Annotated in this window: 18 protein-coding genes and 1 tRNA gene; 10 read left to right on the forward strand and 9 right to left on the reverse strand. The window is 37.4% G+C overall.

Translation table 11 applies throughout. The features are described 5' to 3' along the window. Both PVV70_RS08370 and lpxB read left to right on the forward strand, forming a co-directional pair. A complete protein-coding gene (locus PVV70_RS08370; protein ID WP_273758810.1) occupies positions 1-873 on the forward strand; it encodes an LpxI family protein in 873 nt (290 codons plus the stop codon). Continuing rightward, the gene (gene lpxB, locus PVV70_RS08375; protein ID WP_273758829.1) at positions 866-2,062 is read left to right on the forward strand and encodes a lipid-A-disaccharide synthase; all 1,197 of its coding nucleotides are present in this window, start codon (positions 866-868) and stop codon (positions 2,060-2,062) included. The genes PVV70_RS08370 and lpxB overlap by 8 nt, the downstream gene beginning before the upstream one ends. 20 nt (positions 2,063-2,082) lie before the next feature. On the opposite strand, the gene PVV70_RS08380 is transcribed toward lpxB, so the two are convergent. From PVV70_RS08380 to gltX (PVV70_RS08410), 7 genes are all read right to left on the reverse strand, one after another. Continuing rightward, positions 2,083-2,856 (reverse strand): amino acid ABC transporter ATP-binding protein, encoded by a 774-nt coding sequence (locus PVV70_RS08380; protein ID WP_273758811.1) that lies wholly within the window; start codon positions 2,854-2,856, stop codon positions 2,083-2,085. Positions 2,857-2,937: 81 nt separating this feature from the next. After that, complete coding sequence (locus tag PVV70_RS08385; protein WP_273758812.1) at positions 2,938-3,645, reverse strand: ABC transporter permease; 708 nt, start codon at positions 3,643-3,645, stop codon at positions 2,938-2,940. Continuing rightward, positions 3,642-4,364, reverse strand: a complete 723-nt coding sequence (locus PVV70_RS08390) for an ABC transporter permease (protein ID WP_273758813.1) — start codon at positions 4,362-4,364, stop codon at positions 3,642-3,644. The genes PVV70_RS08385 and PVV70_RS08390 overlap by 4 nt, the downstream gene beginning before the upstream one ends. Before the next feature lie 78 nt (positions 4,365-4,442). Then, positions 4,443-5,195 (reverse strand): transporter substrate-binding domain-containing protein, encoded by a 753-nt coding sequence (locus PVV70_RS08395; protein WP_273758814.1) that lies wholly within the window; start codon positions 5,193-5,195, stop codon positions 4,443-4,445. A 468-nt stretch (positions 5,196-5,663) separates the two neighbouring features. Continuing rightward, positions 5,664-6,416 (reverse strand): transporter substrate-binding domain-containing protein, encoded by a 753-nt coding sequence (locus PVV70_RS08400; RefSeq protein ID WP_273758815.1) that lies wholly within the window; start codon positions 6,414-6,416, stop codon positions 5,664-5,666. Positions 6,417-7,089: 673 nt separating this feature from the next. Then, positions 7,090-8,385: a citrate synthase gene (gene gltA, locus PVV70_RS08405; RefSeq protein WP_273758816.1), complete on the reverse strand. Its 1,296-nt coding sequence runs from the start codon at positions 8,383-8,385 to the stop codon at positions 7,090-7,092. A gap of 268 nt (positions 8,386-8,653) precedes the next feature. Beyond that, a complete protein-coding gene (gene gltX, locus PVV70_RS08410; RefSeq protein WP_273758817.1) occupies positions 8,654-10,084 on the reverse strand; it encodes a glutamate--tRNA ligase in 1,431 nt (476 codons plus the stop codon). A gap of 112 nt (positions 10,085-10,196) precedes the next feature. Between gltX (PVV70_RS08410) and PVV70_RS08415 the strand changes: the two genes are divergently transcribed. From PVV70_RS08415 to gltX (PVV70_RS08445), 7 genes are all read left to right on the forward strand, one after another. Beyond that, positions 10,197-12,473, forward strand: coding sequence for a ComEC/Rec2 family competence protein (locus PVV70_RS08415; protein ID WP_273718629.1), 2,277 nt, complete (start codon positions 10,197-10,199; stop codon positions 12,471-12,473). A 332-nt stretch (positions 12,474-12,805) separates the two neighbouring features. Then, positions 12,806-13,510 carry a ribose-5-phosphate isomerase RpiA gene (gene rpiA / locus PVV70_RS08420; protein WP_273758818.1) on the forward strand — a complete coding sequence of 235 codons (705 nt, stop codon included), beginning with the start codon at positions 12,806-12,808 and terminating at the stop codon, positions 13,508-13,510. Between the two features lie 97 nt (positions 13,511-13,607). Next, the gene (locus PVV70_RS08425; RefSeq protein ID WP_273758819.1) at positions 13,608-14,165 is read left to right on the forward strand and encodes a DUF2059 domain-containing protein; all 558 of its coding nucleotides are present in this window, start codon (positions 13,608-13,610) and stop codon (positions 14,163-14,165) included. A 205-nt stretch (positions 14,166-14,370) separates the two neighbouring features. Next, positions 14,371-15,762, forward strand: coding sequence for a glutathione-disulfide reductase (gene gor / locus PVV70_RS08430; RefSeq protein ID WP_273758821.1), 1,392 nt, complete (start codon positions 14,371-14,373; stop codon positions 15,760-15,762). A 72-nt stretch (positions 15,763-15,834) separates the two neighbouring features. Continuing rightward, positions 15,835-17,214 carry a class II 3-deoxy-7-phosphoheptulonate synthase gene (locus tag PVV70_RS08435; protein ID WP_273758822.1) on the forward strand — a complete coding sequence of 460 codons (1,380 nt, stop codon included), beginning with the start codon at positions 15,835-15,837 and terminating at the stop codon, positions 17,212-17,214. Positions 17,215-17,339: 125 nt separating this feature from the next. Then, positions 17,340-19,001, forward strand: coding sequence for an NAD+ synthase (locus tag PVV70_RS08440; protein WP_273758823.1), 1,662 nt, complete (start codon positions 17,340-17,342; stop codon positions 18,999-19,001). A gap of 10 nt (positions 19,002-19,011) precedes the next feature. Then, positions 19,012-20,385: a glutamate--tRNA ligase gene (gene gltX, locus PVV70_RS08445; RefSeq protein ID WP_273758825.1), complete on the forward strand. Its 1,374-nt coding sequence runs from the start codon at positions 19,012-19,014 to the stop codon at positions 20,383-20,385. A 56-nt stretch (positions 20,386-20,441) separates the two neighbouring features. Here the strand turns inward: gltX (PVV70_RS08445) and PVV70_RS08450 are convergent, their stop codons facing one another. Next, a complete protein-coding gene (locus PVV70_RS08450) occupies positions 20,442-21,845 on the reverse strand; it encodes a DEAD/DEAH box helicase (RefSeq protein ID WP_273758826.1) in 1,404 nt (467 codons plus the stop codon). A 145-nt stretch (positions 21,846-21,990) separates the two neighbouring features. Beyond that, entirely contained in the window at positions 21,991-22,764 is a 774-nt protein-coding gene (locus tag PVV70_RS08455; RefSeq protein WP_273758827.1) for an NAD kinase, read from the reverse strand. A gap of 231 nt (positions 22,765-22,995) precedes the next feature. Between PVV70_RS08455 and PVV70_RS08460 the strand changes: the two genes are divergently transcribed. Beyond that, positions 22,996-23,072 (forward strand) — tRNA-Arg (locus PVV70_RS08460). The last annotated feature ends 614 nt before the right edge of the window (positions 23,073-23,686 follow it).

Consider the following 23,686-nt stretch of genomic DNA (forward strand, 5'->3'; position numbering starts at 1 on the left):
ATGCCTATGTGGGGTGCCAGAAATTTTCTTTCCGGCCGTACTGCTATTATAGCAGGAAGTGGTGTTCTACCGATTACTGTTGCGCAAGCTCTCGAGAAGAATGGAGAGAATCCTTTTCTTGTGCTTTTGCATGGTGAGGCAGATTCTGTTCTTTATCGTTATGAGCACTGCGAGCTATCAATTGTAGAGTTAGCGCGACTCGTTAAAATCTTAAAAGAGGTTGGAGTTTATAATGTTGTTTTGGCAGGTGGTGTGAAAAAGCGACCACTCCTTACACAATTGCGATTGGACTGGACAACATTTTTAGCTCTTCCTAAGTTAATTGGGGCTTTGAGGAGGGGAGACGATGCGTTATTAAAAGCTTTTGTACGGGTTATTGAAGCGCATGGTTTTTGTGTTATCGGTGCTCACGAAATAGTTCCAGATCTTTTAGCGCCCGTAGAATTTAATTTAACAGTACGGCGTGCTACACAGAAAGAAAAGAAAGATATTGTTTTAGCAGCAGAAGCAGCAAAGCTTTTAGGTCAATTGGATATTGGACAAGCTGTTGTCGTTGTTCAAGGAAGGGTGGTTGCTCTGGAAGGCGCTGAGGGAACCGATAATATGTTATGGCGTGTTTGTGAGATGCGAGAAAGAGGGCAAATTCCCCCTCAAGGTGGTGTCCTTGTTAAATGTGCAAAGCCACAACAGGATAATCGCGTTGATTTGCCATCAATTGGGCCTGTGACAATAATGAATATTGCAAAGAGTGGTTTATCTGGTATTGCGGTGGAGGCAAATAGAAGTCTCATATTATCGGTGAAAACAACAATAGAAAAAGCTAACAAATATTCTCTATTTATAGAAACTTTTGAAAAGTTTGGTCATGAATGATTGTTTCTTAAAAGTTGCTGTGGTTGCAGGTGAGGAATCTGGTGATTTGCTTGGAGCGGATTTAATTTCTTGTTTATCACAACAAATAGGAGGCAACATTCATTTGATAGGTGTTGGAGGGCAGCATTTAAAGGCATTAGGTTTAAAAAGCTTTTTTGATTCTCATGATATTGCTTTAATAGGCTTAAAGGAGGTATTGAAAAAATTACCGTTGCTGCTACTGCATATTCGTAATTTATCCAAATTTATTGCACAAGAACAACCTGATTGTTTAATTATTATTGATAGTCCCGATTTCACGCATCGTGTTGCAAAAAAGGTTCGCGCTTTAGCGCCTTCTATTCCGATTATTAAATATATTGCACCAACCGTTTGGGCATGGAGGCCAGAGCGTGCAAAAGCTATGCGGGGATTTGTTGATCATGTTTTAGCGGTTTTTCCTTTTGAAGAAAAGGTTATGCAGGATTTGGGAGGTCCTTCTACCACTTATGTTGGACATCGTCTTTTGACATATCCTCCTCTTTTGAGAGTTCAGTTAGAAAAAAAGCGCCAAGAAGAACAAAGAAATTTGTGTGGTCAACAAACATCATCGCCTACATTGGTTATTTTGCCAGGATCACGCAATTTAGAGATTCGTTCCTTAATGCCAGTTTTTCAAGAAACAGTGGAGATTCTCGTACAACGTATCCCTCATTTACAGATTATTTTACCAACTTTGCCCCATTTGGTGGATAGAATCTGTGACTTTGTGCAGGGCTGGAGAAGCAAAGTAGAAATTGTTGTGGGTGAAGATGAAAAATGGCATGCTTTTGCACAAGCAGATGTTGCTCTTGCAGCCCATGGAACGGTTTCTCTTGAATTAGCTTTAGCAAAAATTCCTATGGCTCTTTGCTATAAACTTGATCATTTTTCTAAATTATTTATTTTTCCTAAAATGATGTTATGGAGTGCTGCTCTTCCAAATATTATTGCTGATAAGCCGATTATTCCAGAATATTTGAATGAATTGATCCGTCCTGGCATGTTAGCAAGACAGGTAGAACAACTTTTATCTAATCCTTTATTGCGCCAAGCTCAACTCGATGCTTTTGAGATAGTGCAACAGAAAATGAAAACTGAAATCCCATCAGGGATTGTTGGCGCGCAAAAAATTATCACTCTTTTAAAAAGAAAGGGTAAAATTATATAAATAGAGCAATAGTTTGAGGACTAATGTTTAATTTTAGCAAGAAAATCACAAGCACGTTGGCTTTTAGGGTTGGTAAAAAATTTATCAGAAGCTGTATCTTCAACAATTTTTCCATTTTCTAGAAAGAGTATTCTTTCTGAGACTTTTTTTGCGAAGCCCATCTCATGGGTAACACAAAGCATTGTAATTCCAGTATCGGCCAATTGAGCGATCACTTCCAAAACTTCTCCCACACTTTCTGGATCAAGAGCTGAAGTGGGTTCATCAAAAAGCATGACTTCAGGTTCCATGCAAAGTGCACGAGCAATCGCGACACGCTGTTGTTGTCCACCAGAAAGTTGTAAAGGATATTTTTCGCAGTGTTTTTCAATACCGACACGCGTTAAGTAACGAATTGCCCGTTCTTTTGCTTGTTGGTTGGAAAGCCCTTGAACTGTCATAGGGGCTAAAATACAATTTTGTAGAACGCTCATGTGAGGAAATAAATTAAAGTTCTGAAAAACCATTCCTATCTTTCGCAGAACATTTCTTTGCTGTTGTATAGGAGCGGTATTAATATCAACGTTATGAATACAGATTGAACCTTTTTGTGCTTGTTCTAATTGGTTAATACAACGAATTAACGTTGATTTTCCTGATCCGGATGGTCCACAAATAACGATATGTTCACCGGCTTGAACATCAAAGTTGATATCGTGTAAGACTTGAAAGTTTCCATACCATTTATTGAGGTTTTGAATGGAAATTACAGAGTTTTTACTGGGAGAGGTTGATTTATTATTTTTTAAATTCATCTTGTTTTATTCTTTCATTGATGAATAAATTGATTAATGTACCATTTTGATTTGGTAAAGTTTTTTATGATCATTTTATTTTTACCGTAAATATCGCGTGAGGTGATGTTCGATAAAAACAATAAAACGATGAATGAGTTCAACAATAAAAAGATAGATAAGTGCGGACCAAACGTAAACTTGGAAGTCGAATGTACGTGAATAAGTGAGTTTAGCAATTCCCATTAAATCATAAACAGTAACAAGTGAGGCGATGGCACTGGATTTAATCATTAAAATCAACTCATTTCCTAAGGGGCGTAATGCTACAATCATTGCTTGTGGAAGAATAACTCTAAAAAATGTAACAGAATTGCTCAGACCTAAAGCTTTTGACGCTTCACGTTGTCCAGTGTTTACGGATAGAAAACTTCCTTTAAAGATCTCAGATTGATAGGCAGCAGAATTGAGCGTGAAAATAAAAAGACAGCAATACCACGCGTTTTGAAAAAACCACCATAGACCAACCTGTTGCCAAAAACTGTTCATTGAACCAAGTCCATAATAAAAAAGGAAGAGTTGGGCTAACAAAGGAGAGCCGCGGAAAAAATAGACATAAGCATTTGCAAAATATTGTAAAAACGTATTCTTTGATAAACGTGCAAAAGCGATAAGCATTCCAAGGAAAAAACCAAGAGAACAAGAGATAGAAACAAGCGCGACAGTAACAATAAAGCCATCAATAAATTTTGGCCCATAACGGCTTAAAAGATCAGGGTTAAAAAGGAAATAAAGCCATTCAGGAATCATTGACTTGGTACCTTTTTATAGCCTATTTGAGTGTATGTTTCCAAATGGCGTAAGATTGTGCCAAAAAACGCTGAAAATAATAAATAGAGTAAGCAGGCAACAAGGTAAAATAGCATGGGTTTATTGGTCGCAGCGACAGCTAAATTCGTTTGTCGCATGAGATCAACAAGCGCGATGGTTGAAACGAGGGACGTATCTTTCAGTAAAGTAAGCCAATTATTAGAAAGTCCTGGCAAGGCATTTTGGATGAGCTGAGGGAAGACTATACGAAAGAATGTGGTTGAGCGTGAAAGCCCTAAAGCTTTGGCTGCCTCATATTGCCCTTTATCAAAAATATTGAATGCTCCAAGCCAAACTTCACAAGAGAAAGCGGCAAGAACCATACTCAGTGCAAGAACACCAGCAACAAAAGCATTGATACTAAACATGACTTCAAGATTAAAATAGTCAAAGATATTTTGAATAAGACTTTGTAATCCGTAGTACACTAAAAACAAGGTTAAAAGCTCTGGTAGCCCACGAAACACCGTTGAAAAGAGACGTGCTATAGCTTTAGCCATCTTAATATTGGATCGAATCATCACTGCATTTAGAAGTCCTAGAGGAAGTCCTAGAAGTCCACAACATAAGGCCAATGACAATGTCATTCCTGCACTAGAAAGTATAACCGCTCCCCATCCACCATTGCTAAACGATAGCAATGCTAAATTTTCAATCATTCTTGTGTTCCTCATGAAAGAGTTAGATAATGTTTTTAGAAATCAACAGTGAGTTTCATTTAAATATCATAGTGATATTTAATAAACATCGCTTGTAAAATATTTTTTCATAATTTTCTCATAAGTTCCATCCAAACGGATTTCTTTTATTGCTTCATTGAACTTACTTTTAAGATCATTATTGTTTTGACGCAGCGCAATTGCAACAGGAAATTTTGTTTCTTCCAAAGTTCCTAGGAGGAGACAGCAATTTTTTCCTTCATTTTTAAGCCAATTTAATGCTTGTAATTTATCAACAATAATCACATCAAGTCGATGATTTAAAAGGTCACGATTCACTTCTATTGTAGAAGGATAGAGTTTGATGTTTACCTCTTCAGAGGCATAATGATCTTCTGCATAAACAGCTTGTGTTGTATTTGATTGTACACCAAGACTTTTGCCTCTAAAGCTTTGTGTCGAGATTTCTTTAATTCCCGAATCTTTGGTAACAATGACAGCCAGTGCTGTATCGTAGTAAGGATCTGTGAAGTCAATTTTTTGTAAACGCTCTTGTGTATGGGAAAGGGAAGCAACGATAGCATCATATTTTTTTGCAATAAGTCCGGGGATCATCCCCTCGAAATCTTGCGTGACAATTGTACACTCAATATTCATTTTTTTACAAAGAGCATAAGATATATCAATATCAAATCCTTTAAGCTCATTATTTGAGTCAATGTAACTAAAGGGAGGATAAGTGCCTTCACTGGCGATTTTTAATGTTTTCGCATCAGCCAATGGGGTGAATAGCGCGGCGCTTATTATAAGAGCTCCTGCTAGTAGTTTCATGATATTCTCCTATTGGATAAGCGGGCAAATATGAAATCGTCACGTTTTTATAATCTGTAAGCTTTTCTGGAGCAATGCAAAAATTTATCGGTATTTATTTTAGATTATGATACTAGACATTATTATCAGAAAAATTGTCTTCTTTATTGATTGAAAGGAGAATAAATATCTTACTCAGTACAAGGCTTAATTTTTATGAAATGCTAAGTTCACATCATTTTACGAGTAAAAACTGAGGGCTTTTCTTTAAAAATAAGCTCTTCAATTTGTACATAAAAATTAGATTTAGATAAGATAAAAATACAATCTCATTGTTGTTATTGGATTCCATAAACATTTAACTATCGAGAAACAATTAAAAATTAATTTTCTGATAAGTGTAAATTTTTCTTATAAAAGTGCTGAATTTCTAGCTATTTTTTCCATGTTCAACAAAAGGCTAAAGATATTTCTTAAAAAGATCCAATTTTAATTGGTATCGAATATAAAATATTTTCTCATAATTCTCTCATAAGTTCCATCTGCGCGTATTTCTTCTATTGCTTTATTAAAGCTGTTTTTAAGATCATTATTGTTTTGACGGATTGCAATTGCGACAGGAAATTTTTTCTCTTCTAAAGTTCCTAAAAGCTTACAGCAATCTTTTCCTTCATTTTCAAGCCAATTTAATGCCTTTAATTGATCAAAGATGATGATATCAAGCCGGTGGCTTAAAAGATCACGATTTACTTCTATTGCTGTAGGATAAAGTTTGATATTCACGCCTTCAGAGGCATAATGATCCTCTGCATAGGCAGCTTGTGTTGTATTTGATTGTACACCAAGGTTTTTACCCCTAAAGGCTTGTATTGAGATTTCTGTAATTTCCGAATTTTTGGTCACAATGACAGCTAGTGCTGTGTTGTAATAAGGATCTGTAAAATCAATTTTTTGTAAGCGCTCTTTTGTAGGAGAAAGGGAAGAAACAATCGCATCATATTTTTTGGACAGAAGGCCGGGAATCATCCCCTCGAAGTCTTGCGTGACAATCGTACATTCAACATTCATTTTTTCGCAAAGGGCATAAGATATATCAATATCAAACCCTTTAAGCTCATTATTTGAGTCAATGTAACTAAACGGGGGATAAGAAGCATCACTTGCAATTTTCAGCGTTTGAGAATTAGCCGATAGAGTAAAGAGTGTTGCGCTTATTATAAGAGCTTTTCCTAATAACTTCATTATGTTCTCCTATTCAATAAGCTGACAAATATAAAACTATGAGGCATTTTTATAATCTGTAAGCTCTTTAGGAGCAATGTAAAAATTTATCTGTCTCCTTTTTGCTATCATTACGTTGGTCTTAACAAGATAGAATATTTTCATCTGTTATATAAAATGTCTCGACATTAAAGAATATCAAAATAAATTTATTTTCTGATATTTTGAAAGATTTTTCTTGTAAAAAGAAGTGTGGTTTTAACAGATGATGTGAAGTAAATACTTGCACGGGACATAATCATTATAAAGTGATTTTAATAAAAAGTGTCATTTTGGCTAGAAAATTTTAAGAGTATATTTCGTGTTTATTCTAATTACTTCAAGAGAATAAGAAGTTTTTGGCATAGTAAAAAAGCATTAAGGTAAGACTTTATATAGAGTAAGATAGAGAGTGAAATATAAGGTTTTTAAACCTAAGGGAATGATGAGGAATATGTTTCCTTAAAGATAATGAGAATTATAAGGTAAAAATTTTTAATTTTCTTTACGTTTGAATCATTTCTGAAAGAATATTCTCAATTCATTGACAGAGCCAATACTTAGAGTTTTTTCATAAACTTATGATGCTGTTATCTCTGTAAACAGAGTTTAAAAATAAAGCTTCAGTTTACTGAAGCTTTATTGATTTCTTTCTTTAATTGACACGTTTATCTATAGGAACATAATCACGCATAGCATAGCCTGTATAGAGTTGTCGAGGGCGACCAATTTTCTGTGCAGGATCTTCAATCATTTCTTTCCACTGTGCTACCCACCCGACACTGCGTGCTAATGCAAAAAGAACAGTAAACATTTCGGTTGGAAAGCCTAGAGCTTTTAATATAATACCGGAATAGAAATCAACATTGGGATAAAGCTTTTTCTCAATAAAGTATTCATCACTCAAGGCAATTTTTTCCAGTTCTATTGCAATATCAAGAAGCGGATCATCTTGAATATTGAGTTCTTTTAAAACTTCATGACAGGTTTTTTGCATGATTTTTGCACGTGGATCATAATTTTTATAGACACGGTGACCAAAGCCCATAAGACGGAAAGGGTCATTTTTATCTTTTGCACGAGCAATAAATTCAGGAATTCTTTTAATAGAACCGATTTCCTGTAGCATTTTTAGACATGCTTCATTGGCGCCACCATGTGCTGGTCCCCAAAGGCACGCAACACCTGCTGCAATACAGGCAAACGGATTAGCCCCTGATGATCCAGCAAGACGTACCGTAGATGTAGAAGCATTTTGTTCATGATCTGCATGAAGGATAAAGATTTGATCCATCGCCCGAGCAAGTACGGGGTTTATTTTATATTCTTCACAAGGAACAGCAAAGCACATACGGAGGAAATTTGCAGCATAACTCAGATCATTGCGTGGATAAACAAATGCTTGTCCAATACTATATTTATAGGCCATAGCAGCCAGTGTTGGAACTTTTGAGATAAGACGAACAGAAGCGATCATTCTCTGGTGAGGATCTGTAATATCAATAGAGTCGTGATAGAACGCAGACATAGCGCCAAGGCAGGCAACCATGACGGCCATGGGATGTGAGTCACGACGAAAGCCATGGAAAAAGCGCGCAAACTGTTCGTGGACCATGGTATGCTGCATGATACATCGATCAAAGTCGTTTTTTTCTTGCTGTGTTGGGAGTTCCCCATAAAGGAGAAGATAACAACTTTCGAGGAAGTCACCTTTTTCAGCCAATTGGTCGATAGGGTATCCACGATAAAGCAATATTCCTTTATCGCCATCAATATAAGTAATTTTTGATTCACAAGAAGCTGTTGAAGTAAAACCAGGATCATAAGTAAAAATATTGGTTTTTTTGTAGAGAGAAGCAATTTCGATGACCTCGGGTCCACTCGTGCCTTTACGCAAGGGAAGCTCTACTTTTTTATCATTCACAATAATATGTGCGTTATTCTCAGACATTCGGTATTCCTTTCAGATCCTTCTCTTCTAAAAATTAAGACTCTGCTTCATGAGAGTACGAGATATATAATAATTGAAGCTTTTCTTACTTATATTGAGGGTAGATTGCCTCTAAAAATGAGGACATGCAATCTAAAAATATTTCATTATTGATCATTATTACTCAATAAAAACTGTATTTCAATGATATAAAATAAAAAAACTCTTTTAGATTACGTTGAAGGATCTACATGAGATACTCATTGTAAGGAGATATACTCAGTACACATTATGAACCTATTGTTGTGATAAGCTGATCATTGATGCGATGAAGAGATTCATCGCGTCCCAACAAAGTCAGAATATCCACAACACCTGGCGATGTGGTACATCCTGTAAGAGCCGCACGAAGGGGTTGGGCGATAGATCCAAATTTGAGATTCTGTGTTTGGATATAAGAGCGAAGCGTTTCATCGAGGTTTTTTGTATCCCAAGAGGGGCAAGCTTTCAGGGCAAGATAAAGATCGTTTAAAATGGTTTGTCCATTTTTATCTAAGAGCATTTGTGCTTTTTCGTTAAGCTGTAATGGTCGTTGCGTAAAAATGAAGGAGGCATTGTTAATCAGTTCGCACAGTGTTTTTGAACGTTCTTTCAAATGTGGGATGGCTTTGAAAAATTGAACACGGCGTTGTTCATCAAGTCTTTCAATGATTTGTGCTCCCCCATCGGTTTCTGGTAGAATATCAAGAGCGGCATCAAAAAGTTCTGCATCATTGCTCATGCGCATATAGTGTCCGTTGATGGAATCGAGCTTTTTGAGATCAAAACGAGCAGCACCTTTGTTAATATCTTCAATATCAAACCAAGAAATCATATCTTGAAGTGACATGAGTTCGTCATCACCATGGCTCCACCCTAAACGGACAAGGTAATTGCGCAAAGCAGCAGGAAGGTATCCCATTGTTCGATAAGCATCAACACCGAGTGCACCATGCCGCTTTGATAATTTTGCACCGTTTTCACCATGGATAAGAGGAATATGGGCCATAACAGGAATATCCCATCCCATCGCTTTAAAGATGATCGTTTGTCTGGCTGCATTGGTTAGATGATCATCACCCCGTATGATATGTGTAACCCCCATATCATGATCATCAACGACAACAGCGTGCATATAGGTAGGCGAACCATCAGAACGCAAAATAATAAAGTCATCTAAATCTTTATTAGGAAAACGAACATCACCTTGAACACGGTCGTGTACAATCGTTTCTCCATCTTCAGGGGTTTTGATACGAATAACAGGTTTGACACCTTGAGGAGCTTCAGAACGATCACGGTTACGCCAACGTCCATCATAACGTGGTGGGCGTCCTTCTGCACGGGCTTTTTCACGCATTTCAGCTAACTCTTCAGGTGAGGCATAACAATAATATGCTTTACCATTTTCGACCAACTGTTCGGCGATTTGGCGGTGACGTTCTGCACGTTCGAATTGCGAAATAGGGGGACCATCATAACTAAGCCCCATCCATTGCAAGCCATCTATAATGGCTTTTACAGCTGCTTCTGTTGAACGCTCTCGGTCTGTATCTTCAATGCGTAGAAGCATTTTCCCACCGGTATGTTTTGCATAAAGCCAATTAAAAAGAGCAGTACGAGCGCCACCAATATGAAGGAAGCCTGTGGGGGAGGGAGCAAAACGAGTAATAACAGACACGAATATTTTCCTTTAAATTGAGATATTACTTATGGAATTTTATAGAAAGGTTATGTTAGCATAGGTGATGGGGTGTGCAATAGATGCATTGCAAGTTAAAGTGGGGGGGCGGATGTTTAATCAAAATAAAGTTAAAGAGGGTTTATTCGTAACATCTGCTACAGAAAGAAAAGGCGCCTGTCAAATAGAGCAGGATGTTTTTTCTAGGTATGATGATGCAAAGAATGGCAGTTATAGCCAACAAAAACTTTCTTTATTGACGTTCTTAAAAGAAGCAATCATTTTTATGAGACAATGGTTAGCGGATTGTATCAATAAAGAGGTTTCTTTTGGGATCCTTTTTTCGCTGATTTTAGTCTTTTTTTCCCTAGGAATCATTTTTTATTTTCATTTAGAACAGGAGCCAAGTTGGGGACAATTGGGGGCATTGATCGGCATCTTTCTAGGAATATTCTATATTACACGTTTTTATCGAAAAGTATGGATTCCTACGGGATTTTTGTTTTGTATCGTATTGGGGGCTTTGGCGGCAAAAATAGAAACATGGCGTATTGCAACACCCATGTTAAGCAGTGACATTGTCACCACATTGACGGGAAGAATTGTTTCTATTGAGTCAGTTACCAAAGGGGGATTTCGTTTAGTCGTGGATGTTTTGAGTACAGAAAAGCCCATATTACGCCATAGTCTTCATCGTATTCGTTTATCGGCAAGATATTTGCCATCTGGATTAGCAATTGGTGATGGCTTGTATGGGAAAGCTAAGATTCGTGCATTTTCTGGGCCGGTGCGTCCAGGAGGCTACGATTTTAGTTTTCATAATTATTTTAAAGGAATTGGGGCTCAAGGCGTTTATTTAGGAAAACCAAAAAAAATATCCGTTTCGCAACCTGATGGAATATTCGCTATCATTCTACAGAAAATTGAAAATTTACGCCTGAAGATGACGCAAAGAATCCATATAGCGCTTGAAGGAGAAAAGGGGAGTGTTGCGGCGGCTCTCATAACAGGACAGCGTGCTGGGATTTCAAGTGAGACAAATGAAGCATTACGTAAAGCTGGATTAGCGCATATTTTGTCAATATCAGGTTTACATATGGCTCTGTTGAGCGGTCTAGTTCTTTTGAGTATCCGTAGTTTTTTAGCATTTTTTCCAGTTTTTTCTTCCTATTATTCCAGTAAAAAATTTGCTGCTATCGTTGCATTTATGATAACATCTTTTTATTTGCTCTTGTCGGGCTTAGCGATATCAGCGCAAAGAAGTTTTGTGATGATTGCTGTTATGTTGGTTGCTATATTGTGTAATCGCTCGGCTGTAACAATGCGTAATTTTTCTATTGCGGGGTTGATAACTCTAGCAATTAGGCCCCATGAAATATTAGGCCCTAGCTTTCAAATGTCCTTTTCTGCGACGGCAGCTTTGATTGCGTTTTTTGATTGGTGGAGCAGAAGGTCACTTTTTCGTAAAAGAAAAACAGTCTCCTCTTATGTTGGAGGGGGAGTGATAAATTTTGCTTTTTTATCAATATGTTCGACATGTGCGTCTTCGTTTGTAGCAGGGAGTGCAAGTGGAATTTATGCTGCTTATCATTTTTCTAATACGGCATCTTTGAGCGTTATCAGTAATGCTTTTGCTTTGCCTATCATCTCTATTTTCGTCATTCCTTTTGGCTTAATCGCAGTTCTGGCAATGTTAGGAGGTGTCGAATGGCTTCCCCTTCAAATTATGGGTTTTGGTGTTGATCTTGTGATAAAGATTGCACACGCTATCAAGGCTATTTCTCCTGATTTGAATCCTGGTTTTATGCCGTTGTCTGCGTTGCTTTTATTGAGTATAGGCTTGGTTGGACTGACTTTTTGCAAAACACCCATCAGGCTTTTTTTTAGTCTTTTTATTTTGGCTGGTATTTCTATTTGTATCACGCATTCACCTGTACAATTGATTATAGCAGATAATATGCGTCTTGTGGGCGTTATCCAGGATAAAAAATTATATATTGATCGTTATCATCATTCTAAGTTTACGACATCCATATGGAAAAAGTCATTTCGTTTGAATGAAACGATTAAATCAACAAGGTATGGACCTTCGTTTCACGGACAATTTATTTGTGATCACTATGTCTGTACATCCTTATTAGAGAATGGATTAAAAGTTATCGTTTTACGTGGAGAAATAGATCACTGCATAGAGGCAGATATCCTCATTCAGACATTTGTAATGCATACTCCAACATGTCACAAGAGGGCAAAAATAATATTTACTCCCCGGCAATTATTATCAAGAGGAAGCGTTATGATGACTAAAGATGGGGATATTATTTGGTCTTCGCTAGGATTTCATAGACCATGGAATATGCACAGACAGCATTTACAAAAAAACATATAATTTATCGCATTTTTTTCATATCTGGATAATTGATAGAAAAAAAATAAGAGAAGATTTTTCTGATATATTTTGCGTTTTTTAATTGATCAGTTTATCAATTTTATTGTGAATGAGGGAAATACCAACAATTTTTTTGAAAAAATAGAAAAGATAATTGTTGATTATCCCATTTTATTCTTATCATATATTTTTATAACGAGTAACATCTTTTCAAGAAAAAGGTAATGGTTAAGTTCAAAGAAAGTGAGTCAAAAGGCTGCCTTTTATTCTCATTGTTATTGGTGGCAAGAGTGGTGATAAATGTTGTTTGTGGATAAAAGGTAAAATCATTCATGGATGTTCAGCAGTTAAAAAAGAGGGCGGCTGCTAAAGCGCTTGAATTTATTGAAGATGATATGCGGCTTGGTATCGGATCTGGTTCAACGGTTAATGAGTTTATTCGTCTTCTTGGTGAGCGTGTTGCGGATGGTCTGCGGGTGACTGGTGTTGCGACTTCACAATATTCTGAACAACTTTGTCATAAGTTTGGGGTGCCTGTTAGCACTTTAGAACAAATACCTGAACTGGATCTTGATATTGACGGAGCAGATGAGATTGGTCCCCAGATGATGCTCATTAAAGGAGGAGGGGGAGCATTGTTGTATGAAAAAATTGTTGCATCGGCGTCTCGTGCAATGCTTGTCATTGCTGATGAAACAAAGATAGTCAAAAGACTTGGTGCTTTTGCACTACCCATTGAAGTGAATCCGTTTGGTGTCCATACAACACGCAAAGCCATCGAAAAAGTTGCGGGTGATTTAGGACTTTCTGGAGAAATTGCATTGCGAATGAATGGAAAAAATCCTTTTAAAACAGATGGCGGTCATTTTATTCTTGATGCATTTTGGGGATGCATTTTGCAACCCAAATTATTATCGGATGCGCTTCTTGCCATTCCTGGTGTTGTTGAGCATGGTCTTTTTTTGGGGGTGGCCTCACGTGCAATTGTCGCTATGTCGGATGGTCAAATAAAAGTTTTAGAACCATTTGATTTTTAGAAAAGACATTTACATGATGATATGTTAGCACAATAAAAAAGATTTTGAGTAGAATAACAAATTTTAAATTATAATTAGCGATTGGGGTAATCATTAAATGAGAGCAATATTTTCTTTTCAACGTTTTTTTGTATATTTTGGTGCAATTACCATTTTTTTTGTGAATATTGGAATGGTTCATGCCCAAGGTGTGAGTGATCAACATTTAGATTCAGCCCGAAAGGCGATTAGGGCCATTCATGCAACGGATCAATTTGATAGTTTTTTACCAGATGCGGTCCATGATTTCAAAAATGAACTGATCCGTGATGATCCGAATTTGGCAACAGCTATTTCTAATATCGTTGATAAGCAGGCGCTTGCTTTAATTAAAAGGCGCTCTGATCTAGAAAAAGAGATTGCTCATGTGTATGCAAAATATTTTACGCAAAAAGAGCTTGATGCAATCACAGCATTTTATAATTCTGATACCGGTAAAAAGTTTTTAACAGAAGTTCCTAATATTGCACGTGATTCCTATTCTGCATTTGATGTATGGCGTTCTGCTCTTATGCAGGATCTTGTAGAAAATGTGAAAAAAGAAATGTCTGAAACACTTAATTTGAATAATGCTACGATGCCTATAAAATCAGAAGCTCCAGAAAATAAAAAATAACTTGATTAATATCATGACAGTAATCAGCAATTTCTAATTTTTAAAGAGCGGCGGTTTTTCCGCCGTTTTTAATATTTTGATTTAAGAGTCTGTCCTTTTAGACTATTGTTTTATAGAAAAATGTTTTTTTTAAAAGAAAAAAGACTTTCATTTAATAATAAATGACCTTAGCCTATCATTGCAAATATATGAGAAGGAATAGTTTGTGAGCTCTTTTGATTTTGATTTATTTGTTATTGGAAGTGGTTCTGGTGGGGTGCGTGCAGCACGGCTTGTTGGAGGTCTTGGGAAGCGTGTCGCTATAGCAGAAGAATATCGTATAGGGGGAACTTGTGTTATTCGTGGTTGTGTTCCCAAAAAGCTTTATGTTTATGCTTCACAATATGCAAAAGAATTTAAGAAAAGCGTTGGTTTTGGGTGGAAATATGCGGATCCAATTTTTAGCTGGGAGAAGTTGGTTGCAGCTAAAAATAAAGAAATATCAAGATTAGAAGGGCTGTATCGTCAGGGGTTAGAAAATAACAATGTGCACATTTATGAAAGCCGTGCTACTTTTATCGATGATCACACATTAGAGCTTTCTGCTACGGGTGAGCGGGTAACTGCGGAAAAGATTTTGATTGCAACGGGGGCAAAAGTTGCACCAAATACGACCATAGAAGGCGCTGATTTTTGCTTGACGTCTAATGAAATTTTTGATCTCGATGAACTCCCGAAATCAATAGTCATTGTTGGTGGAGGGTATATTGGTGTTGAATTTGCTAATATTTTTCATGAGCTAGGTGTAAAAACAACACTTCTTCATCGTGGTGATTTAATTCTCCGTGATTTTGATCATGATTTACGACAATTGCTCAATAATGCAATGATTGAAAAAGGGATTTCTATTCTCTATGAAGTAACAGTTTCTAAAGTGAAGGCTGCAGAAAATTATTATAGTGTCCTTTTATCAAATGGGCAAACGATCAACACGGATCAAGTTATGTTAGCCACGGGACGTATGCCCAATACAGTGGGTTTAGGGCTTGAGAGGGCAGGTATAGAAGTTAATGCGTTTGGTGGTGTTATTGTTGATAAGAAAATGACGACAAATATCCCCCATATTTGGGCTGTAGGAGATGTAACGGGTCATATTCAATTAACACCTGTTGCAATACATGATGCAATGTGTTTTGTTAAGACAGCATTTGAGAATATTCCCACAAAACCTAATTATGACTTAATTACAACGGCTGTTTTTTCACAGCCAGAGATTGGAACGGTAGGTCTTTCAGAAGAAGAGGCGATACAGCGTTATAAGCGTCTTGAAATTTATCGGACAGTTTTTCGTCCTATGCGGAATGTTCTTTCCGGTAGTTCAGAGAAGATGTTTATGAAGCTCATTGTTGATGGCGAAAGTCGTATTGTTATAGGCGCTCATATTTTAGGAGAAAACGCTGGTGAGATGGCACAACTTATTGGAATATCTCTCAAGGGCAAGCTGACGAAGGATATTTTTGATGAAACGATGGCGGTGCATCCAACGATGGCAGAAGAATTAGTAACGATGTATAAGCCAAGTTATATGTATGAAGATGGGAAGAAAATAGAAAATTAAACAACATCCTATAGTGTGGTAAAAAGTTTTTGATATGCTAAGCTGGAAGCTTAATTTTTTAGAGAGAGTGTAATGATAAAAGAATGGGCGCCTGACTCTTGGAGGAAAAGGCCAATTAAGCAAGTTCCGACTTATCCGGATAAGTCTATGTTAGAAGATGTCGAACGAAAGCTGAGAAGATATCCCCCTTTGGTTTTTGCTGGTGAAGCACGTGATTTAAAAAATGAATTAGCAGCTGTTGCGAAAGGTAGAGCTTTTTTATTACAAGGTGGTGATTGTGCTGAAAGCTTTGCAGAACATGAAGCTGATAATATACGTGATTTTTTTCGTGTATTTTTGCAAATGGCGATTGTTTTAACCTTTGGGAGTTCTAAACCCGTTGTTAAAATTGGTCGTATTGCTGGTCAATTTGCAAAGCCCCGTTCTTCTGATATCGAAAGCAAAGAGGGAGTCGAGCTTCCTTCTTATCGGGGGGATATTATTAATGGTATTGAATTTGGAGCCGATTCTCGTATTCCAGATCCGCAACGGATGTCTATGGCTTATCGCCAATCTGCGGCAACACTTAATCTGTTGCGTGCTTTTTCACAAGGCGGGTATGCTAATTTAGAAAATGTTCACACATGGATGTTGAGTTTCGTTTCTAACAGTCCACAGGGGGAACGTTATGAATTATTGGCAGAGCGTATTTCTGAAGCAATTGATTTTATGCGTTCCATAGGGATTACATCCAAAACGCATTCTTCATTGCGTGAGACATCTTTTTATACCAGTCATGAAGCACTTTTGCTTGGTTATGAGGAGGCTTTGACTCGGATTGATTCAACTTCAGGAAATTGGTACGCAACATCTGGCCATATGTTATGGATTGGTGACCGCACACGTCAAATTGATCATGCTCACGTTGAATATTGTCGCGGCATTAAAAATCCTATAGGATTAAAGTGTGGTCCTTCCATGGAGTCTGATGAGCTTCTAAAATTAATTGATATTTTAAATCCTGAAAATGAACTGGGGCGGCTTACTCTCATTACGCGCTTTGGTTATGATAAGGTTGAAAGTTATCTACCTAAACTCATCCGTGCCGTTGAACGCGAGAAGCGTGAGGTTATATGGTCATGTGATCCAATGCATGGCAATACAATTACTGCCAATCGTTATAAGACGCGTCCCTTTGATTATGTTCTAAAAGAAGTAGAGAGTTTTTTTGCAGTGCATCGTGGAGAGGGAACCTATCCAGGAGGTATTCATATTGAGATGACAGGTCGTGATGTAACGGAATGTACGGGTGGAGCACATGCTATTTCTGTCGATGACTTATCTGATCGTTATCATACGCAATGTGATCCACGATTAAATGCAGATCAAGCGTTAGAATTAGCTTTTCTTGTTGCTGAACTTCTTAAAAAAAATCGTGCGACTGACCCGTTAGCACTTGTTGCTGAAAGATAAACAAAAACTTGTCTGACATTTTTTATTTTAGACTATTATGGACGAAAAGAAGTTTTAAAAAGTAATATTTTCAATGGTGAAGAATAAAATTTGGTTGCCAAACTGATGAAGTGATACAAAGGCTTATGAAAAATGATTTTCGGGTAGCAATTGCCCAATTAAATCCTATTGTCGGTGATATTGAGGGGAATTTTTCTCTAGCTGTCATGGCACATCAAAAGGCTAAAGAAGAGGGGGCTGATCTTGTTTTATTCACAGAACTTTTTATAAGCGCTTATCCGCCGGAAGATCTTATTTTAAAACCTGTTTTTACAAAAACATGTGAAGAGGCTATTGAGAAATTAGCAAAAAAAACTGTAAGCGGACCAGGAATTGTCATTGGTCTTCCTTTAAGGCGTAATGGCAATATTTACAATGGCGTCATGCTCCTTGATGAAGGGCGAGTCATCGCGGAAAGCTTTAAGTTTGATTTACCTAATTATGCTGAGTTTGATGAAAAGCGTCTATTTTCTTCCGGACCACGTCCTGAACCTATTGTTTATCATGGGATAAAATTGGGAATAGTGATTTGTGAAGATATTTGGAATGATTCCTCTTTGTGTGTAGAACTTGGCAATAAAGGGGCTGAAATGATTCTGGTCCTTAACGGATCTCCTTACTATCGTAATAAAACCTTGAAACGTATAGACGTTGTTCATACGCAAGCACTTCAATCTGGAGTGCCAATTATCTATGCTAATCAAGTTGGTGGTCAAGATGAGCTGGTTTTTGATGGGGGATCTTTTGCCTTGAATGGTCAAGGTCAAAAGGTGTTTCAAATGAAACACTTTGACAGTCATCTTGCTTTGAGCCATTGGCAACGAACAACGAGCGGATGGCACTGTGCTTCAGGTCCTAATGAAAGTCTTCTCAATGGATTAGCCGCTGATTATCAAGCTTGTGTTTTGGGTTTGAGAGATTACGTCAATAAAAATCGCTTTAAAGATGTTATTCTTGGTCTTTCAGGAGGAATTGATTCAGCTCTTTGTACGACAATGGCAGTGGATGCTCTTGGAGCTGAGAGGGTCCGCACCCTTATGATGCCTTATCATTATACTTCACAAGGATCATTGAACGATGCCGAAAAATGTGCCAATCTTTTGGGATGTTACTATAAAATCATACCGATTGAGCAAGCTGTTGAGGCTTTTTTGAATATAGTATCGCCTCTTTTTTTAGGTTTACCCTCTGATGTGACGGAAGAAAATCTTCAAAGTCGTATACGCGGTACACTTTTAATGGCTCTTTCAAATAAATTTGGCTCAATGGTGGTAACGACAGGCAATAAGTCAGAAATGGCTGTGGGGTATGCAACATTATATGGTGATATGAATGGAGGTTTTAATCCTCTTAAAGATATTTATAAAATGCAAGTTTATGCATTAGCTGAGTGGCGCAATAAAAATCACTTGCATCATTTAAAGGGACCAGAAGGAATTGTCATACCACCCAATATTATAGAAAAAGCACCTTCTGCAGAGCTGCGGGAAAATCAAAGAGATGAAGATTCTCTTCCTCCTTATCCTATTCTAGATGATATCTTGCAATCTCTTGTAGAAAATGACATGAGTGTTTATGATGTTGTTCAACGTGGGCATGTACGAGAAACTGTTGAGAAAATTGAACAGCTTCTTTATGGTGCTGAATATAAAAGGCGACAATCTGCACCCGGTGTAAAAATCAGTTACAAGAATTTCGGACGCGATCGTCGTTATCCCATTGTCAATCATTTTCGCGATAAAAATTGAGTATTCTTTTATGGTTAAAGTTCGTTTTGCTCCTTCTCCAACAGGTTATATTCATATTGGCAATATCCGTATTGCGCTTTTCAATTGGCTTTATGCGCAAGCGCATAAGGGGGAATTTATTTTGCGCTATGATGATACAGATATTGAGCGTTCTAAACAGGAATATATCGATGCTATTGCTATTGATCTTGAATGGCTTAGCATTCAACCAGATGCAATTTATTACCAATCTAAACGATTTAATCGATATGATGAAGTGGCAGAAATCCTCAAACAACGTGGTTTACTTTATCCCTGTTATGAAACAGCAGAAGAATTAGAGCGACGTCGTAAAATAAAGCTTTCACGCAAGCTGCCTCCCATTTATGACCGTGCAGCATTGAAGTTGACAGCAGAAGAGAAAAAAAACTTTGAATCACAAGGGCGTAAACCCCATTGGCGTTTTCTTCTTCCTAATTTTGAAAATAATCCTTTGCAAACAAAGCGAACAGAAGTTTGCTGGAATGATGCCGTAAAGGGAAAGCAAACGATTGATTTGGCTTCTCTTTCAGATCCTGTTCTTATTCGTGAAGATGGAACCTATCTTTATACATTACCGTCTGTTGTGGATGATGTCGATATGGCTATTACACATATTATTCGTGGCGATGATCATATTACAAATACAGGTGCTCAGATTGCTCTTTTTAAAGCTCTGGGTGCGGAATTACCGGTTTTTGGTCATATCAATTTATTGGCGACAGTTTTAGGAAAAGGACTTTCAAAACGTAACAATGATCTTTCTATTCGTTCTCTACGAGAAGAAGGATTTGAATCGATAGCTGTCCAGTGTCTTGCTGTTTTGATTGGAACATCACAAAATGTGCATCCCTATCCCAATCAAGCAGCGCTTTTAGAACATTTCAATTTACAAGATACATCAAAATCAGTTGCAAAATTTGATATTGCTGATCTTTATACTTTGAATAGTCATCTTGTTCATGAACTAAATTATGAGGACGTTAAAACGCACCTTCAAAATCTTTCTATTGAAGGAGAAAAGGTGGAATATTTCTGGAATGCAATAAGAAGCAATATTAATAAAGTCAATGATGCTGTCTTGTGGTGGAAAATTATTCATGATGAAAAGAGTTTTGATACCGTGGCACCAGAGGACCGTGCTTTCGTGCAGCAGTCACTCAATTTCTTGCCTGAAGGTGTGTTGAAGGATGAAAGTTGGCAAGTCTGGACAACAGTATTAAAAGAAAAAACGGGGCGGAAAGGAAAGTCTTTATTTATGCCATTACGTCAAGCACTTACGGGCATGGATCATGGACCTGAAATGGGAAAGCTTTTACAACTTTTAGGGCGCGAAAAGGTAATAGGAAGACTCTCTAGGAAATAAGAGAAATTTTTTAAAAGCATTTTTTATTTATTTTACGCAGAGAATGAAACGCAGGGTTATCTACGCGTTTTTATGAGCATGAATGCTGGAATATCGTCACCAAATCCAAGGGGCGCGTAATTCCTATTTTTTTGTGAGTGTTGTTGCTCGGATAGATTTTCTTTACGCTTTACATTTTTGATATAATCTATTTTATTCTCTTTTACAGTTTTTTTAGGGGGGAAAAGAGAGTCTTTAGCGGTAGTTTTTTTTGATGATTGTGAAGATTTTTTCTTTACAACAATATCTTCTGCCTGATCATCGGTTATTAAAGTCGAGAGATCTCCATTGAGCCATTCAATTTTTTCATTGCTTATTTCTTCAATGGCGTCGATATATTTTTGATCATCTTTCGTGACGATTGTAAAAGCTTTTCCACGACGGTTTGCACGTCCTGTACGACCAATTCGATGGATGTAGTCTTCAGCATGTGTAGGAACATCATAATTAAATACATGACTTACCGCTGGGATATCAAGTCCACGGGCTGCAACATCAGAAGCAACCAGAAGCGTAAGTTTATTATTTTTAAAATCGGCTAGGGTATTCATGCGTGAATATTGGTCCATATCTCCATGAAGTGCACCTACATTAAAGTTATGTTTGATGAGCGATCTAAAAAGTTCAGAGATATCTCTCTTTCGATTACAGAAAATAATAGCATTTTGAAGCTTAGAACCTTCATTTTGGATAAGCTCTCGTAAAACTGCTCTTTTATCCCATGATTTATTTCCAGACTTGACAAGCCTTTGTGTAATTGTAGTCGCTGTTGAGGATGCTTTTGTCACTTCAACGGATACAGGGGAATGTAAAAATTGTTTTGTTAACTTTGTAATTTCTGGCGCCATTGTTGCAGAAAAGAACAAAGTTTGACGTGTGAAAGGGGTTAGTTTACAGATACGTTCAATATCAGGAATAAAGCCCATATCTAACATGCGATCAGCTTCATCAATAACAAGGATTTCAACGCCCATCAGGAGTAATTTACCACGCTCGAAATGATCAAGAAGACGCCCTGGCGTTGCGATAAGAACATCCGCTCCCCGTTCCAGTTTACGATCTTGGTGTTCAAAAGAAACTCCACCAATCAAAAGAGCAACATTTAAACGATGATTTATGCCGTATTTATCGAAATTTTCTTCAACTTGAGCTGCGATTTCCCGTGTTGGTTCTAGGATGAGTGTACGGGGCATTCGTGCTCTTGCACGACCTTTTTCAAGGAGAGTGAGCATAGGTAATACGAAAGAGGCGGTTTTACCCGTTCCTGTTTGAGCGATTCCTAGAACGTCTTTTCTTTGAAGGACATGAGGAATTGTTTCACTTTGAATAGGGGTTGGAACTGTATATCCTGCTGACTTTACTGCATTAATAACCTTTGCGGAAAGGCCTAAATCATCAAAACTATTCAAAGATGGTATCATTTTTTTATCAATTGCTCTGTGCTTTTAACTTCGCTATCTCAATAATAAGTACAACCAATACTCTCTACTCTTAAAGAGTATTAAGATGCTTTCAAAAAAAGCCAACTATAACAATCATATACATATAAAGCGCATAATACAATCATTAATAGCGAAATTGTTCTGATAAAATGCGTTCATCCCATGAATGACTCGAGTCAAAAAGGATTGAAGCTGTTACTTCTGTTGCCATTGAAATAGTTACTGAATGGACAGATTTAACCTCAACATTATCTGCAGCAGCATTGACAGGGCGTTTGTCAGGTTCGAGCATATCAAAATGCACCGTTACGGTGTTGGGGAGTAATGCACCATGCCAACGCCTTGGGCGAAAAGGGCTAACAGGGGTGAGGGCCATGAGGGGGGCCATAAGGGGGAGAATAGGTCCTTGTGCTGATAAATTATAGGCTGTTGATCCTGCGGGTGTCGCGACGAGGATACCATCACAACTTAATTGTTCCATGCGTATGTCGTTATCAATGGTGATACGAATTTTTGCTGCTTGATAAGATTGCCGAAAAAGAGATACTTCATTAATTGCAAGTGCCTCGATAGATTCTTGATATTCAGCTTTTGCAATCATGCGTAAGGGATGAATTTCTTTTTTATGGGCGACAGCAATACGATTGGGCAATTTTTGTTCATGAAATTCATTCATAAGAAATCCTACAGAACCTTGATTCATACCGTAAATGGGTTTTCCAGTGTTCATAACATCTCGTACGGTTTGTAACATTGTTCCATCACCACCGATTGCAACAACAATATCAGTTTCTTCCAGAGACGAATGACCGTAGACGGAAATTAATTTCTGGGTAGCTTTAATAGCTTCCTCAGTTTCTGCGGAAATAAAATGAAAGCGACTTGGTAATGTAGTCATTTAAGAATTATCCTGATACTTATAATTTATCTTGTAACTTATTTTTTGAGAGTCTTGAAGACAAAAAGAGAAGCTATTTCAATATAAAGTATCATTGTAGAAAAGAAAGAAGATTGCGTTGTTAGATAAATTGCAAATAAGTAATTTTTTTATTAGAACGATCATTTAAACATTGAAGCTGAGCGTATGATTAGTTAAAAGATCACAACTGATTTTGATAATCCGTGTGAAGCACCCGTAGCTCAGCTGGATAGAGCGCTGCCCTCCGAAGGCAGAGGTCACAGATTCGAATTCTGTCGGGTGCACCAAATGTCTCAATTTAACATTATCCTTAATCACAATTTTCCTCATTCCCTAAATGAGAAGAAAGTTTTATGAAAATGTCATTTGAGTTATTTATTAAGTTGTATGGCGAATAAGCAAAAGATTTTAAGAGAAGTAAAATTTACGGCTTATAATCTTTTGGTTAGGCATTTTGAATATCGAGATAAAAAGCAAGATTAATATGCTTTTAATTTAATTATGAACATATACAATATGAAAATACCTTGAATTCGATATGTTATTATAATCGCTAAGATAGATGGATCTGCTTTTATTCTTAGAGCTAAAGGCTACTATAATGAGATAGGATGCGGATGAGGAATATAACCAGTTAAAGAAATAAATTAAGTAATGGGCGAAATAGTCGTCCAGATTTGAATACTTTCAAATCAGCCCATACCACAATTTGCGGGGGCTGGTCGTGCCAATGCGCCTCTCACAGAAGCAAAAGACAAAGACCGCTCCTCTATCACGCACAATCAAAATGTCACGGTGCATGTCAATGGCGCGCGTGATCCCATGGCGACTGGATATGCGGTTCGCCATGCATTGCAACGGGCAGGGGCTAATGCCTTGCATGGTGGAACAGAATGAGGGC

It is taken from the genome of Bartonella sp. AU55XJBT (genome assembly GCF_028618525.1).

What these genes read in the sequence shown, in the direction of transcription:
- PVV70_RS08435 (WP_273758822.1), top strand. Translation starts at nt 15,835, where the DNA reads ATGATAAAAGAATGGGCGCCTGACTCTTGGAGGAAAAGGCCAATTAAG.
- PVV70_RS08385 (WP_273758812.1), bottom strand. Translation starts at nt 3,645, where the DNA reads ATGATTCCTGAATGGCTTTATTTCCTTTTTAACCCTGATCTTTTAAGC.
- PVV70_RS08415 (WP_273718629.1), top strand. Translation starts at nt 10,197, where the DNA reads ATGTTTAATCAAAATAAAGTTAAAGAGGGTTTATTCGTAACATCTGCT.
- PVV70_RS08450 (WP_273758826.1), bottom strand. Translation starts at nt 21,845, where the DNA reads ATGATACCATCTTTGAATAGTTTTGATGATTTAGGCCTTTCCGCAAAG.
- gltX (WP_273758825.1), top strand. Translation starts at nt 19,012, where the DNA reads ATGGTTAAAGTTCGTTTTGCTCCTTCTCCAACAGGTTATATTCATATT.
- PVV70_RS08400 (WP_273758815.1), bottom strand. Translation starts at nt 6,416, where the DNA reads ATGAAGTTATTAGGAAAAGCTCTTATAATAAGCGCAACACTCTTTACT.
- PVV70_RS08440 (WP_273758823.1), top strand. Translation starts at nt 17,340, where the DNA reads ATGAAAAATGATTTTCGGGTAGCAATTGCCCAATTAAATCCTATTGTC.
- PVV70_RS08390 (WP_273758813.1), bottom strand. Translation starts at nt 4,364, where the DNA reads ATGATTGAAAATTTAGCATTGCTATCGTTTAGCAATGGTGGATGGGGA.
- lpxB (WP_273758829.1), top strand. Translation starts at nt 866, where the DNA reads ATGAATGATTGTTTCTTAAAAGTTGCTGTGGTTGCAGGTGAGGAATCT.
- PVV70_RS08455 (WP_273758827.1), bottom strand. Translation starts at nt 22,764, where the DNA reads ATGACTACATTACCAAGTCGCTTTCATTTTATTTCCGCAGAAACTGAG.
- PVV70_RS08425 (WP_273758819.1), top strand. Translation starts at nt 13,608, where the DNA reads ATGAGAGCAATATTTTCTTTTCAACGTTTTTTTGTATATTTTGGTGCA.
- PVV70_RS08370 (WP_273758810.1), top strand. Translation starts at nt 1, where the DNA reads ATGCCTATGTGGGGTGCCAGAAATTTTCTTTCCGGCCGTACTGCTATT.
- PVV70_RS08380 (WP_273758811.1), bottom strand. Translation starts at nt 2,856, where the DNA reads ATGAATTTAAAAAATAATAAATCAACCTCTCCCAGTAAAAACTCTGTA.
- rpiA (WP_273758818.1), top strand. Translation starts at nt 12,806, where the DNA reads ATGGATGTTCAGCAGTTAAAAAAGAGGGCGGCTGCTAAAGCGCTTGAA.
- gltA (WP_273758816.1), bottom strand. Translation starts at nt 8,385, where the DNA reads ATGTCTGAGAATAACGCACATATTATTGTGAATGATAAAAAAGTAGAG.
- PVV70_RS08395 (WP_273758814.1), bottom strand. Translation starts at nt 5,195, where the DNA reads ATGAAACTACTAGCAGGAGCTCTTATAATAAGCGCCGCGCTATTCACC.